12 protein-coding genes are annotated in these 14,365 nt (G+C 70.5%); 2 read left to right on the forward strand and 10 right to left on the reverse strand.

The genetic code is table 11. From position 1 onward, the window contains the following. From D588_RS0115820 to D588_RS0115865, 9 genes are all read right to left on the reverse strand, one after another. A partial coding sequence (locus D588_RS0115820; RefSeq protein ID WP_026143776.1) for an FtsX-like permease family protein occupies window positions 1–1,086 on the reverse strand: 1,086 nt, incomplete at its 3' end. Between the two features lie 170 nt (window positions 1,087–1,256). Continuing rightward, window positions 1,257–2,483: an FtsX-like permease family protein gene (locus D588_RS0115830; protein ID WP_017916676.1), complete on the reverse strand. Its 1,227-nt coding sequence runs from the start codon at window positions 2,481–2,483 to the stop codon at window positions 1,257–1,259. Window positions 2,484–2,529: 46 nt separating this feature from the next. Further along, window positions 2,530–3,825 (reverse strand): ABC transporter permease, encoded by a 1,296-nt coding sequence (locus D588_RS0115835; RefSeq protein ID WP_017916677.1) that lies wholly within the window; start codon window positions 3,823–3,825, stop codon window positions 2,530–2,532. A 13-nt stretch (window positions 3,826–3,838) separates the two neighbouring features. After that, window positions 3,839–5,062: an FtsX-like permease family protein gene (locus D588_RS0115840; RefSeq protein ID WP_232764314.1), complete on the reverse strand. Its 1,224-nt coding sequence runs from the start codon at window positions 5,060–5,062 to the stop codon at window positions 3,839–3,841. A gap of 14 nt (window positions 5,063–5,076) precedes the next feature. Beyond that, window positions 5,077–6,387 carry an ABC transporter permease gene (locus tag D588_RS0115845; RefSeq protein WP_017910312.1) on the reverse strand — a complete coding sequence of 437 codons (1,311 nt, stop codon included), beginning with the start codon at window positions 6,385–6,387 and terminating at the stop codon, window positions 5,077–5,079. Window positions 6,388–6,399: 12 nt separating this feature from the next. Further along, window positions 6,400–7,614, reverse strand: coding sequence for an FtsX-like permease family protein (locus D588_RS0115850; RefSeq protein WP_017916679.1), 1,215 nt, complete (start codon window positions 7,612–7,614; stop codon window positions 6,400–6,402). Window positions 7,615–7,629: 15 nt separating this feature from the next. Further along, window positions 7,630–8,952 carry an ABC transporter permease gene (locus tag D588_RS0115855; protein WP_017916680.1) on the reverse strand — a complete coding sequence of 441 codons (1,323 nt, stop codon included), beginning with the start codon at window positions 8,950–8,952 and terminating at the stop codon, window positions 7,630–7,632. A gap of 28 nt (window positions 8,953–8,980) precedes the next feature. Then, entirely contained in the window at window positions 8,981–9,697 is a 717-nt protein-coding gene (locus tag D588_RS0115860) for an ABC transporter ATP-binding protein (RefSeq protein WP_017913622.1), read from the reverse strand. Between the two features lie 142 nt (window positions 9,698–9,839). After that, window positions 9,840–11,108, reverse strand: a complete 1,269-nt coding sequence (locus D588_RS0115865) for an efflux RND transporter periplasmic adaptor subunit (protein WP_017910318.1) — start codon at window positions 11,106–11,108, stop codon at window positions 9,840–9,842. Window positions 11,109–11,350: 242 nt separating this feature from the next. Here D588_RS0115865 and glmS point away from each other — a divergent pair, with 242 nt between their 5' ends. After that, on the forward strand, window positions 11,351–13,183 hold the full coding sequence (glmS, locus tag D588_RS0115870) for a glutamine--fructose-6-phosphate transaminase (isomerizing) (protein WP_017916681.1): 1,833 nt from the start codon (window positions 11,351–11,353) through the stop codon (window positions 13,181–13,183). 104 nt (window positions 13,184–13,287) lie between these two features. After that, entirely contained in the window at window positions 13,288–13,761 is a 474-nt protein-coding gene (locus tag D588_RS0115875) for a hypothetical protein (RefSeq protein WP_017916682.1), read from the forward strand. Window positions 13,762–13,960: 199 nt separating this feature from the next. On the opposite strand, the gene D588_RS0115880 is transcribed toward D588_RS0115875, so the two are convergent. After that, window positions 13,961–14,365: hypothetical protein (locus D588_RS0115880; RefSeq protein WP_157836478.1), on the reverse strand; the 405-nt coding region annotated here is incomplete at its 5' end.

The raw sequence follows: 14,365 nt of genomic DNA on the forward strand, positions 1-14,365 counted from the left end.
CATCAGCCACTGGTTGATCGCGTACGCCAGCAGCATGCCCAGCGCGATGCCGGCGCTGGTCAGCAGGAAATTCTCGGCCTGGAAGTCGCGCAGGATCTGGCTGCGGGTGGCGCCGAGGGCGCGGCGGATGCCGATCTGCCGGGTGCGCTGCTGCACCCAGAAACTGGCCAGGCCGACGATGCCCAGCGCGGTGACCACCAGCAGCGCCACGCACACCGCGCCGAGCAGCCACACCATGGTGCGGTCGCCCTGGAAGTAGGCGTCGCGGATCTCGCTGTAGGTCTGCTGATCGAGCACCAGCCGGCTGCTGTCCACCTGCATCAGCGCCGCGGTCGCCGCGGCGAGCACGGCCTGGCGTTGCGCCGGGTCGCGCACGCGCAGCACGTACAGCCCGTCGGTGTAGGGCATGCGCAGCGGAATCAGCAATGCGTAGGGCGCCTGCGCCGGGCCGACCAGGTCCGGGTTGGGGCGGGCCAGGGCGTCGACGATGCCGGCCACCTGCGCCGGCACGGTGCCGCGGTAGACGGTCCTGCCCAGCGCGTTCTGTCCTGGGAACATCTTCTCCGCCGCCGCCCGGTTGAGGATGACCGCGCCGCCGGCGTTGCGCAGGCGCTCGTCGTTGCGCAGGGCGTCCAGGTCCAGATATTCGTCGGCGCGGAAATCGCGCCCGGCGATCAGGCGCAGGCCCAGCGTGCGCAGCGTGGCGTCCTCGGCCTTGTACTGCGCGGCATTGAGCGTGGGCCATTCCTGGTCGGGGGTCAGATTCAGGCCGACGTTCCAAGCGGCGTCCCCGAACGGAATCTGGTTGACGACGGTGGCGTTGCGCACGCCGGGCAGCGCGCGCAACGCGGCCAGGTCTTCGCGGGTGCGTGCCGCCGCGTCGACCTGCCGGCCGATGCCGCCGAGGGCGATCGTCACCAGTTCCGCTTCGGCGACGCCGCTGGCGCTGCGCAGGGTCGCGATGCGGTTGCCGATCAGGAACAGCGCGTTGCAGACGATCGCGCAGGCCAGCGCGATCTCCAGCACGATCAGCGTCGCCGCGGTGCGGTGCCGGGACAGCGTCGAGAGCATCGGACCCAGTGCCATGGCGGCGACGTTCAACGGCCGCGCCGCACCGGCGCCGCCAGGCCGATCGGGCACAGCTGCGGCCACGCAGGCGCGTGGCGCAGGAGACCGGAGGACGGCAGTGGGCGATGGTTGCGGGGCATGGCGCGCTCGATGAAAAAAGGCCGGCCGGAGCCGGCCAAGGGGATGGATCAGGTGCTGCGGGTGGCGACGGCCGGCGGCACGTCGGCGGCGCGGCGCGCCGGCGCGAACACCGCCAGCTGGCCGAGCAGCCACAGCGCCATCGCGCCGATCGGCAGGTAGGACAGCGGCAGCCGCGGCAATTCGTACTTGCCCATCAGCCACTGGTTGATGGCGTAGGCCAGCAGCATGCCGAGCACGATGCCGGTGCTGGCCAGCAGGAAGTTCTCGGTCTGGAAGTAGCGCAGGATCTGCCCGCGGGTGGCGCCGAGCGCGCGGCGGATGCCGATCTGCTTGGTGCGCTGCTGCACCCAGAAACTGGCCAGGCCGACGATGCCCAGCGCGGTGACCACCAGCAGCGCCACGCACACCGCGCCGAGCAGCCACACCATGGTGCGGTCGCCCTGGAAGTAGGCGTCGCGGATCTCGCTGTAGGTCTGCTGCTTGAGTACCAGCCGGCTGCTGTCGACCTTCATCAAGGCCGCAGTCGCCGCGTTCAGCACTTCCTGGCGCCGCGCCGGGTCGGTGACGCGCAGCACGTACAGGCCGTCGGTGTAGCTCAGGCGAAACGGCAGCAGCATCGCGTAGTCGATCTCAGCCAGGCCGCTGGCGGCGGTGGGCCGCGCCAGGGTCTCGACGATGCCGACCACGCGGGCGCCCACCGGCCCGGTGTACACGGTCTTGCCCAGCGCGTTCTGCCCCGGGAACATCTTTTCCGCGGTGGCGCGGTTGAGGATGATCGCGGTGCCTTTCTCCTGGATCCGCTTGTCGGTCTGCGCCGCTTCCAGATCCATGTACTCGTCGGGCGCGAAATCGCGACCGGCCACCAGCTTCAGGCCCAGGGTCTTCAGCGTGCCCTCCTCGGCCATGTACTGCGCCGCGTTCAGCGTGGGCCGTTCCTGGTCCGGGGTCAGCGACAGGCTGGTGTTCCAGGAGTAGTGCACGAACGGCACCTGGTTGAGCACGGTGGCGTTGCGCACCCCGGGCACCGCGCGCAACGCGGCCAGGTCCTCGCGGGTGCGCGCAGCGGCGTTGACCTGCTGGCCGATGCCGCCCAGCGAGATCGTCACCAGTTCCGATTCGGCGATGCCGCTAGGCCGGTGCAGGGTCTCGATGCGGTTGCCGATCAGGAACAGCGCGTTGCAGACGATCGCGCAGGCCAGGGCGATCTCCAGCACGATCAGCGCGGCGGCGGTCTTGTGCCGGCGCAAGGTGGACAGGATGGGGCGGATATCCATGGCGATGACCTTGTGAGAATGCGTGGAAGGCGCAGGGCGCGCAGGATCAGGACTTGAGCTGCAGGGCGGGCGCGACCTGGATGGCGCGCCACGACGGCAACAGGCCGGCGAGCAGGCTGGCGCCCACCGCCATCGCGAAGGTCAGTGCCAACATGCTCGGATCCAGGTGCGCCAGCTTGGCGTAGCTGGCCGGCTGCTGGCGCACGGCCCACAGCCCGAGCGTGGCCAGTCCCAGGCCGGCCACGCCGCCGGCCAGGCCGATGGCGCCGGCCTCCACCAGGCATTGCGCGAAGATCGCCCCGCGCGAGGCGCCGAGCGCGCGGCGCACGCCGATCTCGCCGCTGCGGCGCAGGAACTTGGCCAGCAGCAGGCCGACGGTGTTGAGCAGGCACACCAGCAGGAAGCCCATCGCCAGCCACAGCTGCAGGCGCACGTCGCCGGGCACCACTTCGTTGTGGTCCAGCCACTGCATGACGTTGCGCAGGCGCACGTTGTTGGGGCGCTGGAAGCGGCCGGCGGCGCGCTGCTGGGCCGAATAGTTCTCCAGGTAGGCCTTGTAGTCGGCAGCCTGCGCCGGGTTCTCCAGTTCCACCCAGTACTGCACCCAGGTGCAGGGCGCATTGAGCGCGGTCTCGTCGCCGTTGCTGTCGCCGAAGCAGTTCATGCTGCCGTTGCGGTCCATCTTCAGATCCATCGCCACCGAGAACGGCAGATAGGCCTGTTCGTCCGACCCATAGGTGTTGGTGACGTCGTAGAAGCGCGGCTTGACCTCCCAGTTGTCGAGCACGCCGACGATGCGGAAGGTGTTCTGGTCCATGCGCAGTTCGCGGCCGACGCTGTCGGCGCCGTCGAACAGCTTCTCGTTGAGTTTCCGGCTGATGACCACCACGCGGTCGTGGCGCTCGTCTTCGGTGCCGGTCCAGCCGTGGCCGTACTGGAACGGCGTGTCGAACATCGGGAAGAAGTCCGCCGACGTGAAGCGCACTTCCGACTTGAACGGCTTCAGGCCGCTCTTGGTCGGTTCGATCGCGACGCTGCCGCCGGTCATCAGCGCCTGGCGCTTGGCGCGCTTCTCGCGCAGCAGCGCCTCGGCATCGAAGCGCGTGTTCTGCGAATCCGGTTCCTCGCCCGGCTGGTAACCGGCCTTGGGTTGCGGATCGACCTGCACGTAGAACAGGCGGTCGCTCTTCTGCGGGATCGGGTCGCCGGAGAGCACGTAGAACACGGTCAGCGTGGTCATGCTGGCGCCGATTCCCAGGGCGATGGCCAGCACCATCAGTGCGGTGAGGACGGTGTTGCGGCGGAAGCTGCGCAAGGCGAGGCGGACGTAGTAGCCGAACATGGGAGCTCCGGGGTCAGGCGCTGCGGGTGGCGGTGGCGGGCGGGACGGCAGCGGCGCGAAGGGCCGGGCCGAGGACGGCGAGCTGGCCGAGCAGCCACACCGCGACGATGCCGGTGAGCACGGTCGGCGAAGACAGCCGCTCCAGTTCGAAGCGCTGCATCAGCCACTGGTTCATGACGTAGGCGAGCACCGCGCCGAGCAGCGCGCCGGCGCCGACGATCAGCAGGTTCTCGGCCTGGAAGTAGCGCAGGATGTCGCCGCGGGTGGCGCCGAGCGCGCGGCGGATGCCGATCTGCCGGGTGCGCTGCTGCACCCAGAAACTGGCCAGGCCGCCGATGCCCAGCGCGGTGACGGTGAGCAGGATCAGGATGATCGCCAGCAGCATCCGCGCCACCGCACTGTCGCTCTTGAAGTAGTCGGTCCGCAGCTCCTGCATGGTGCTCACGCGCTGCTGCACGTAGGTCGGGTTGGCGCGCTGCATCGCCGCGGCCGCGCGCGGCAGCACCTGCGCCAGTTGCCCGGGCGTGCTGCGGATCAGGTAGCCGCCGCCCCAGCCTTCGCTGCCGATGCGGATCTCGGTCAGCAGCGCATCGGCATCGTCGTCGTGGCCGGTGATGTCGCCGCGCACCGGCGCCATCACCCCGACGATGTCCAGGCGCACCGGCTGGTTGAACGTGCTGGTGTAGAGGGTGCGCCCCAACGGCGACGTGCCGGGAAACAGTTTCGCGGCCAGCGAGGGCGTGATCAGCGCCGGCAGGCGCCGCTCGATCTCCGGTGGCGCGCCGAACAGGTCCGAGGCGCCGGTCAGCTCCGCGTCGCGCAGGTCGCGGCCGGCGACGATGCGGATGCCCAGCGTGCGGTTCAGGCCCTGGCTGCCGAGGAACAGGCGCGCATGGGCGACCGCTTGCGTGGCCTGCGGCTGCAGGAACAGTTGCGCCTGCGTCGGGCCCCACAGCGGCGGCGTGCCGAACGCCGCCGCTTCCACGCCGGGCACCGCCTGCAGCAGGTCCAGGCTGCGGCCGACGCTGCTGACGCTGCCCGGTTCGCCGACCACGCTGATGCTCTGGATCAGGCCGATATCCTGTTCCATCACCCCGGTCGGGGTCTGCACGCGCTGGTAGGTGCGGGCGATGATGAACACCAGGTTGCACAGCACCGCCAGGGTCAGGGCGATCTGCAGGGCCATCAGCACCACCGCAGCGCGATGGCTGCCCAATGCGGACAGGATGGGACGCACGGGAGGCAGCGGGGTCATAGCGATTTCACCTGCAGGGCGGGGGCGATGCGCGAGGCGCGCCAGGCTGGCCACAGGCCGGCGGCCAGCGCCGAGAGCGTGGCCACGGCCAGGGCGATGCCGAGGATCGCGGGATCGGCATGCGCCTGCTGCGCGTACGCCACCGGTTGCTGGCGCACCAGCCACAGGCCGATCCAGGTCAGCGGGATGCCGAGCAGGCCGCCCAGGCAGCCGATCAGCGCCGATTCGGCCAGGCACTGCGCGAACACCGCGCGGCGGCTGGCGCCGAGCGCGCGGCGCACGCCGATCTCGCCGGCCTTGCGCATGAACTTGGCGACCAGCAGGCCCACTGCATTGAGCAGGCATACCAGCAGCACACCGAAGGCGATCCAGGTCTGCATGCGCACCGTGGCCGGCACCACCCGCTTGTAGTCCAGCCAGTCGACCAGGCCGCGCAGGCGGGTGTTGGGGGCGCGTTCGAAGCGGCCGAGCTGGCGCTGCTGCGCGCTGTAGGCCTCCAGCGCCGCGCGATAGCGCCGCGCCTGCTCCGGCGTGTCCAGCCGTGCCCAGTACTGCACCCAGGTGCATTGCGCGGCCTTGGGATCGTGCAGGCCGGCCTCGCCGTCCTTGCCCCAGCACTGCATCGGCCCGTAGCCATAGTCCTGCGGCAGGTCCAGCCAGGTCTCGAACGGCATGTACAGCGCTTCCGGCGGCGTGTACGCGCCGGAGTTGAGGTCGTAGAAGCGCGGCTGCGCATCCCACGCGTCGATCACCCCGATCACCCGGAACGGGCGGGTGGCGATGGTGAGGGTCTTGCCGACGCTGTCGGCGCCGCCGAACAACGCGTCGTTGAGCTTGCGGCTCAGCACCACCACCGGCGCGCGCTGGGTATCGTCGCGATGGCTCCAGCCGCTGCCGTAGAGGAAGCGCATGCCGAACATGCCGAACAGGTCGGCGGTGGCGGCGCGGGTGGTGAGCATGCGCAAGGGGCTGTTGGGCACGGTCTGGCGCACCGGCAGCCAGTTCGCGCTGGTCATGGTCTGCGCCGGCGCCGCCTGCGCCCGGTACAGCGCGGTGGCGTCCTGCCAGGTCAGCTCGTCCGGCGGCTCGGGGTCGGCGCTGGGCAGGTTGCGCGGGCGCGGATCCAACTGCGGATGGAATAGCGTGGCGCTGCGCCCGGGCAGCGGGTCGCCGGAGAGCGTGTGCAGCACGGTCAGCATGGTCATCGACGCGCCGATGCCCAGCGCCACGGCCAGCACCATCAGCCCGGTGAGGATGCGGTTGCGGCCGAAGCTGCGCAGCGCCAGGCGAAGGTAGTAAGCGAACATGCGGGCTCCGGGTCAGGCGCTGCGGGTGGCGATGGCGGGGGCGACGGCGGCGGCGCGCAGGGCCGGGCCGAGGACGGCGAGCTGGCCCAGCGCGCACAGCAGCAGCGCGCCGACCGGCAGGTAGCTGGCCGGCAACCGTTCCAGTTCGAAGACCCGCATCAGCAGCACGTTGCCGCCGTAGGCCAGCAACATGCCCAGGGCCACGCCGGCGCCGACCAGCAGCAGATTCTCGGTCTGGAAATAACGCAGGATGTCGCGGCGGGTGGCGCCGAGCGCGCGGCGGATGCCGATCTGCTTGGTGCGCTGCTGCACCCAGAAACTGGCCAGGCCGACGATGCCCAGCGCGGTCACCAGCAGCATCGCGACGATGATCGCGACCAGCAGCCCGGTCATCGCCCGGTCGCTCTGGAAATACGTCTGGCGCAGGTCGTCCAGCGGCTTGCTGTTGGCGTTGTCCAGCACCGCCTCGGGCACCGCCCGTGCCACTGCGGCGCGCGCCTGCGCCAACACCCGCGGCAACTCGCGCGGATCGGCACGCAGCACATAGGTGCCGGACTGCGCGGCCTCGCGCACCGGGATCACCACCGACCAGTCGCTGCCGATCACGCCATCCTCGCTGCGGCCCGGATCGGGGCGCGCCAGGTGCTCCAGCGTACCGATCACGCGGAAATGGCCGCTGGCCCAGAACTCCTTGCCCAACGGGTCCTGGCCCGGCCACAGGTGCGCGGCCAGCGCCCGCGTGATCCACACGCCGGCCGCGGTCGGGATGCCGTTGTCGAGCGGCTGGTAGTCCGCGTCGGCGAACGCGCGGCCGCTGTCCGGCTGCAGCGCCAGTGCCGCGACGGCGCCCGGGCTGACCATGTAGAAGTGCGGCACGCCGCCGACCTGGGTGCAGTCCTGGTCCAGGCACAGCCCGTTGTTGAACACCGGTGGCGCGAACGGCACGGTGTTGATGGCGCCGGCCGCGCGCACGCCGGGCGTGCGGCGCACCGCATCCAGCGCGCGGGCGTTGACGTCGGCGGCGTTGCAGCCGTCGCAGCCGGACAGCGACACCAGGCCCAGCGCGGTCTCGTCGATGCCGCTGCGCAGGTGCACCAGCTCCAGACGATTGCCGATCAGGAAGAAGGCGTTGCACAGCACGGCGCAGGCCAGCGCCACTTCCAGCGCGATCAGCGCGGCGGCGATGCGATGGCGCGACAGCGCGCTGAGGATGGGAGTGATGTGCATCGTCGTGTGCCCCGGTTACAGACTCTTGAGTTGCATGGCCGGCGCGATACGGCTGGCGCGCAGGGCGGGGAACAGGCCGGCGGCGAGGCTGCAGGCGAGCGCCAGGGCGAAGGTGCCGGCGAACGTCGTCGGATCCAGATGCGCCAGGTCGGCGTAGGCGGTGGGCTGCTGGCGCACGCTCCACAGGCCCAGCAGGGTCAGCAGCCAGCCGCCGGCGCCGCCGAGCAGGCCGATCACGCTGGCCTCGGTCAGGCACTGCGCGAAGATCGCGCGACGCGAGGCCCCCAGCGCGCGACGCACGCCGATCTCGCCGCCGCGGCGCAGGAACTTGGCCAGCAGCAGGCCGACGCTGTTGAACAGGCACAGGCCCAGGAACGCCAGCGCCAGCCAACTCTGCAGGCGCACGTCGCCCGGCACCACGCGGTTATGGTCCAGCCATTGCGGCAGCGACAGCAGGCGCGCGGTGTCGGCGCGGCCGATGCGCCCGGCGGCGTGCTGCTGCGCGGCGTAGTCGGCCAGCAGCCGGCGGTAGTCGGCGACCTTCGCCGGCGTGTCCAACTGCACCCACAACTGCAGCCACACGCACGGCGCGCTGCGCAGGTCCAGGTTGGCCTCGGGCTTGCTGAAACAGGTCCACGGCTGGATGTGGCCGTCGTTGACCTCCAGGCTGCTGGACAGCGGCATGAACACGTCCTGCGGCCGTCCGTAGAAGCTGGCGGTATCGCCATGGGCGAAGCTGCCGCCGGCCAGCGTGTAGAACAGCGGCGACGGCCGCCACGGTGCCAGCACGCCGACGATGCGCACCGCCGTGCCGCGCACCAGCAGGCTGCGGCCGACGCTGTTGCGGCCCTGGAACAGCTTGGCGTTGAGGTCGGACGAGATCACCGCCACCCGCGCCCGGTCCTGGTCGTCGCGCGCGCGCCAGCCGCTGCCGTAGGCGAACGGCACCTGGAACATCGGGAAGAAATCGGCCTGGGTCATCAACAACTGGGTCATGAACGGCGGGGTGGCGCCGTCTGCCGCATGCACCTTGATCTCGCTCTCGGCGACCATGGCCTGGCGATCGGCGCGCCCGCGCGTCCACAGGTCCATGGCCGAGGGGTAGTCGAGCTTGTCGTACGGCGTCTGGTTGGCGCCGTTGCTGGGGCGCGGATCGAGTTGCGCGAAGAAGATCTGCTGGCTGCGCCCGGGCAAGGGATCGCCGGACAGCAGCCGCATCACCGTCAGCGTGGTCATCGCCGCGCCGATGCCCACGGCGATGGACAGCACCATCAGCGCGGTGAGCACCGGGCTGCGGCGCAGGCTGCGCCACGCTTGCTGGAAGTAATAGCCGAGCATGTCGATCTCCGCGCCGTCGCCGTGCCGATCAGGGCGTGGCCGCGGTGCCGTGGCCGCCGTGCACCAGCACCGGCTCGCGCTGCAGGTCGGTGGCCTGGCCGTCGACGATGTGCACGTTGCGCTGCGCGCGCGCGGCCAGTTCCGGGTCGTGGGTGACCATGACGATGGTCGAGCCCTGCGCGTTGATCTCCTCCAGCAGTTCCATCACCCCGCGTGCCATCTGCGAGTCGAGGTTGCCGGTCGGTTCGTCGGCCAGCAGCAGGCGCGGGCTGCCGGCCAGGGCGCGGGCGATCGCCGCGCGCTGCTGCTGGCCGCCGGACAGTTCGGACGGGTAGTGCTTCATGCGCGAGCCCAGCCCGACCCGGCTCAGCGCTTCCTCGATGCGCTGCTTGCGCTCGGCCGCGCCCATGCCGCGGTAGCGCAGCGGCACGTCGACGTTGTCGAACAGGTTGAGGTCGGGGATCAGGTTGAAGCCCTGGAAGATGAAGCCGATCTTCTGGTTGCGCATGCGCGAGCGCGCATCGTCGTTGAGGTTGCTGACGTCCTGGCCGTCGAGCAGGTACTGGCCGCTGGTGAAGGTTTCCAGCAACCCGGCGATGTTGAGGAAGGTGGTCTTGCCCGACCCCGACGGCCCGGTGACGGCGACGAACTCGCCCTCGCGGACATGCAGGTCCAGCGAGCGCAACGCATGCGTCTCGACCTGTTCGGTGCGGAAGACCTTGGAGACGGAGCGCATTTCGAGCATGGCGTGAGTTCCTGTGGTGGTGGAGCGGGGATTGGGGATTGGGGATTGGGGATCGGGGATGTCGGGATTCGGAATCAGCAGCCGGGAAAGGAGAACGGGAGGGGCTGACGAATCCCCAATCCCGACTCCCCAATCCCGGCCTTCAATGCACCGTCACCTGTGGCGCATCGCCGAACAGGTCGCTGCCGGAGACCACGACCCGGTCGCCCGGCTGCAGGCCCGAGCGCACTTCGACCTCGCCCAGGCTGGTGACGCCCAGTTCGACCGGGCGGCGCACCGCCGAGTCGCCGTCCATGACGTAGGCGTAGCGGCCGCCGGACTGCTCGACGAACGGGCCGCGCTCGAGCTTGAGCACGTTCTTGCGGGTATCCAGCAGCACCCGCGCGCTCATCCGCTGGCTCTGGCGCAGGCCCGGCGGTTGCTTGTCGGTGAAGCGGATGCGCGCGTTGACCTCGCCGTTGACCACTTCCGGCGACACCGCCGAAATCGCCCCGGCGAACGGCTCGCCGGCACCGCTGGTCAACTGCGCCGGCATGCCGATCGCCAGGTCGCGGGCGAAGCTTTCCGGCACCTTGATCTCCAGTTCGAACTTGGACAGGTCGACCACGCTCAGCACCGGTGCGTTGGCGGCGACGTTGGTGTGCTGCGAGACCTGCACCTGGCCGACCTGGCCGTCGAACGGCGAGCGCAGGGTCAGCAGGTCGACCTGGCGCTGCACCTCGGCCACCACCGCGCGCTGGCGCTCGGCGAGCAGGCGCTTGTTGCGCGCGTCCAGCGAGGCGCCCTGCGCCTGCAGGCCCGAATCCTTCTGCGCGTGGCTCATCGCGATGTCGGCCTTCTTCAGGGTGTCCTGGGCCTTGGCCAGTTCCACTGCCGGCACCGCGCCGCCTTCATAGCCGCGCTGGTAGCGCTCCAGGTCGCGGCTGGCCGCCTGCCGTTCGATCTGCGCCTGGTCGATCAGCTTGCTGGCGTTGGCGCGGGCCAGGGTCGCGTCCAGGTCGGCACGGCCGGCCTCGGCCTGCAGGCCGGCCAGGGTGGCTTCTTCCTGGGCGAGCTTGCTGCGCAGTTCCGGGCTGTCGATCTCGGCCAGCTCCTGGCCCTGCTTGACCACGTCGCCGGCGACCACCTTCAGGGTCACCGTGCCGCCAGAGATCGCGTACAGGGTCGGGCTGTTGGCGGCGATCAGGCGGCCGTCGGCGGAGATGTCGCGGACCAGGTCGCCGCGGGTCACCGTGGCGATGCGCACCCGCTGCGCGTCGAACGAGCGGCTGCCGGCGATCCAGCCGCGTGCGGCGAAGGCGATGCCCAGCAGCACCAGCGCGGCGATCAGCCCGGGCCACAGCCAGCGGCGCCAGGCCGCGGAGCGGGGGCGGGCGAGAACCTGGTCCTGGGCGGAGGTGTCACGGATCATCGGACGGTCGCAGCGGTGAGGATGGGGACTTCACAGCACGATGCGTGCCAACTGCAAGTCATTGAATTGCATGGGTGCGGACGGCGCGGACAGGTGTCCGGGTGTCCGCGGACACGTTCGCGGACACCAGGGCGGGGGCATGCTCGGGAATGGGTGACACGCCCTGTGTCCGGCAGCGGACAGCGGCGAGACATTCAGCGGACTTCGCTAGAATGGCGAACTTTTCGGCGAAGGGCGTGGCTATGTGCGGTATCGTCGGTGCGATCGCGGATCGCGATGTGGTTCCGGTCCTGATCGAGGGGCTCAAGCGCCTGGAATACCGGGGCTACGACTCGGCCGGCATCGCCGCCATCGCCGACGGGCAGGTCCGCCGCGTGCGCCGTACCGGCCGCGTGTCCGAGACCGAGAGCGCCGCGCTGGCCGAAGGCCTGCACGCGCCGCTGGGCATCGGCCACACCCGCTGGGCGACCCATGGCGGCGTCACCGAGGCCAATGCGCACCCGCACGTCAGTCATGGCGACCTGGCGCTGGTCCACAACGGCATCATCGAGAACCACGAACAGCAGCGCGAGCGCCTGACCGCGCTGGGCTACGTGTTCGAATCGCAGACCGATACCGAGGTCATCGCCCACCTGATCCACCACTACATCGCCCAGGGCCGCGACCTGCTCGGCGCGCTGCAGGCGGCGGTGAAGGAGCTGACCGGCGCCTATGCCGTGGCCGCGGTGAGCAAGTCGCGCCCGGACCTGCTGGTGTGCGCGCGCATGGGTTGCCCGCTGCTGATCGGCCTGGGCGAGGGCGAGAACTTCATCGCCTCCGACGTCTCGGCGGTGATCCAGGCCACGCGCCGGGTGATCTTCCTGGAAGAAGGCGACACCGCCGAACTGCGCCGCGACGGCGTGCAGGTGTACGACGCGCAGGACCAGCCGGTGCAGCGCGAGCCGCACGTGTCCGACGTGTCGCTGGCCTCGCTGGAGCTGGGCCCGTACCGCCACTTCATGCAGAAGGAGATCCACGAGCAGCCGCGCGCGCTGGCCGACACGCTGGAGGCGCTGTTCGACGCCGGCGGCTTCGACACCACGCTGTTCGGCAGCAAGGCCGAGGCGCTGCTGGCCGACGTGGACGGCGTGCAGATCCTGGCCTGCGGCACCAGCTACTACGCCGGGCTGACCGCGCGCTACTGGATCGAGGGCATCGCCGGGCTGCCGTGCAGCGTGGAGATCGCCAGCGAGTACCGCTACCGCGATGCCTGCGCCAATCCGCGGCAGCTGATCGTAACCATCTCCCAATCCGGCGAAACCCTGGACACGATGGAGGCGCTCAAGTACGCCAAGGCGCTGGGCCATACCAAGACCCTGTCGATCTGCAACGTGCCCGAGAGCGCGATCCCGCGCGCCAGTGCGATGGTGCTGTACACCCGCGCCGGCGCCGAGGTCGGCGTGGCTTCGACCAAGGCCTTCACCACCCAGCTGGCGGCGCTGTTCCAGCTCACCTGCGTGCTGGCCAAGCGCCGCGGGCGGCTGAGCGCCGAACAGGAGGCCGAGTACCTGGAGCAGCTGCGCTACCTGCCCGGCAGCGTGCAGCACGTGCTCAACCTGGAACCGCAGATCGCGGTATGGGCCGAGCGCTTCGCCGACAAGCACAACGCGCTGTTCCTCGGTCGCGGCCTGCATTACCCGATCGCCCTGGAAGGCGCGCTCAAGCTCAAGGAGATCACCTACATCCACGCCGAGGGCTATCCGGCCGGCGAGCTCAAGCACGGCCCGCTGGCGCTGGTCGACGCGAACATGCCGGTGGTGGTGATCGCGCCCAACGACACCTTGCTGGAGAAGGTGAAGTCGAACATGCAGGAAGTGCGCGCGCGCGGCGGCGAACTGTTCGTGTTCGCCGACCAGGACAGCAACTTCAATGAGTCCGAAGGCGTGCACGTGATCCGCACGCCGCGCCACGCCGGCGTGCTCAGCCCGGTGCTGCACACCGTGCCGGTGCAGTTGCTGGCCTACCACACCGCGCTGGCGCGCGGCACCGACGTGGACAAGCCGCGCAACCTGGCCAAGTCGGTGACGGTGGAGTAAGTCGCCGCACCGCTGGCTTGGCAGGCGCCATGGCCGGCTGCCAGCGCATTGGCCCGGGTTATGCATAAGCTTCCTGCGAGGGTTCCCACCACGCAGGAGGACGCATGTACGAGTCTTTCAGACAGGGGGCGCCGGCCGAGCTGTGGCAGGCGCTGGTGCACGAGGCCGGGCAGCGCCTGGGCCGGCCGCTGGACGAATCACGCGAGCACTATCTGGTGTTCGTGCTGCTGCGCTACCAGCGCGACGCGCAGTTGCTGGCGCGCATCCAGGCGCTGGCCTGGCTGCATGCGCAGGAGCAGGTGGGGCGTGCGCGTGCTGACGCCTTGCGTGAGGTCGGCGACGGTTGCCTGCTGATCGCCGGGCTGTTCCCTGGCGTGGCGGCGCGACGTCGGGTCAGCGTGGACTACTTCATCGATCTCGGCCGCGGCGCCTATGCCGAAGTCGCCGAGACCCGCGACAGCGACGCGGGGCTGTTCGCGCAGCTCGCGCGCAGCTATCGCGAATTGGTCGGCACGCTGGGGGCGCTGCGTCCGCCGCGGCACGAGGTGGTGGGGTTGCAGGCGGCGCTGCACGCCTAGCTGAAGCGCTCTTGCGGGAGCCGTGTTGTAGCAGCGGCTTCGGCCGTGGCGGGCATTGCCATGACGCCTGTCGTGGCCGATCCTGGAAACCGCCAGCGCCGCGCCTGCGGGAGACGGCCGCACCGGCGCGCGCGGACGCGTCCAGGCCATCCGGCGCGCTCGCCCGCATGCGCGGGCGCCCCTGGCATCGGCCCGCTGGCTACCGCACCGACGAAGGGGGCGACGACGCGTCCTGCTGCAGTTGCTGTTGGCCATCGGGTACCGCCATCAGCACGCCCGCGATGGCGCCGACGTCGGCGATGAGGCGCTCGGCGGTCTTCCCGGTCGGGACCCCCAACACGATGGCGCCGACGCGGTCGAGCGTGTACAGCAGCGGGGCATGCCAGCCCGCCGCCGCCGCGCTGATGCGGCGCTTGGTCTGCTCGACGTCGCCGCTGCGATCGAAGTAGACGATCACTGCCCTGGCCGCGTTGGCGTCCTGCGCGTCGGCAGCCGCGTGGGTGCCGTCCGGCAGCAGAGGGCGTTGCTGCATGTCGGTCGAACATGCGCAAGCGGCGGGCACGGCCAGGCAGGCGATGCCTGCCAGGCCGAGCCACCGGCGGGG

Origin of the sequence: Xanthomonas sp. SHU 308 (genome assembly GCF_000364645.1) — a bacterium.
Lineage (GTDB): Bacteria > Pseudomonadota > Gammaproteobacteria > Xanthomonadales > Xanthomonadaceae > Xanthomonas_A > Xanthomonas_A sontii.

Bases quoted from the DNA above. Each gene is read 5' to 3' on its own strand.
- D588_RS0115830 (WP_017916676.1), bottom strand. From the start codon at position 2,483: ATGGATATCCGCCCCATCCTGTCCACCTTGCGCCGGCACAAGACCGCC.
- D588_RS0115835 (WP_017916677.1), bottom strand. From the start codon at position 3,825: ATGTTCGGCTACTACGTCCGCCTCGCCTTGCGCAGCTTCCGCCGCAAC.
- D588_RS0115845 (WP_017910312.1), bottom strand. From the start codon at position 6,387: ATGTTCGCTTACTACCTTCGCCTGGCGCTGCGCAGCTTCGGCCGCAAC.
- D588_RS0115850 (WP_017916679.1), bottom strand. From the start codon at position 7,614: ATGCACATCACTCCCATCCTCAGCGCGCTGTCGCGCCATCGCATCGCC.
- D588_RS0115855 (WP_017916680.1), bottom strand. From the start codon at position 8,952: ATGCTCGGCTATTACTTCCAGCAAGCGTGGCGCAGCCTGCGCCGCAGC.
- D588_RS0115860 (WP_017913622.1), bottom strand. From the start codon at position 9,697: ATGCTCGAAATGCGCTCCGTCTCCAAGGTCTTCCGCACCGAACAGGTC.
- D588_RS0115865 (WP_017910318.1), bottom strand. From the start codon at position 11,108: ATGATCCGTGACACCTCCGCCCAGGACCAGGTTCTCGCCCGCCCCCGC.
- glmS (WP_017916681.1), top strand. From the start codon at position 11,351: ATGTGCGGTATCGTCGGTGCGATCGCGGATCGCGATGTGGTTCCGGTC.
- D588_RS0115875 (WP_017916682.1), top strand. From the start codon at position 13,288: ATGTACGAGTCTTTCAGACAGGGGGCGCCGGCCGAGCTGTGGCAGGCG.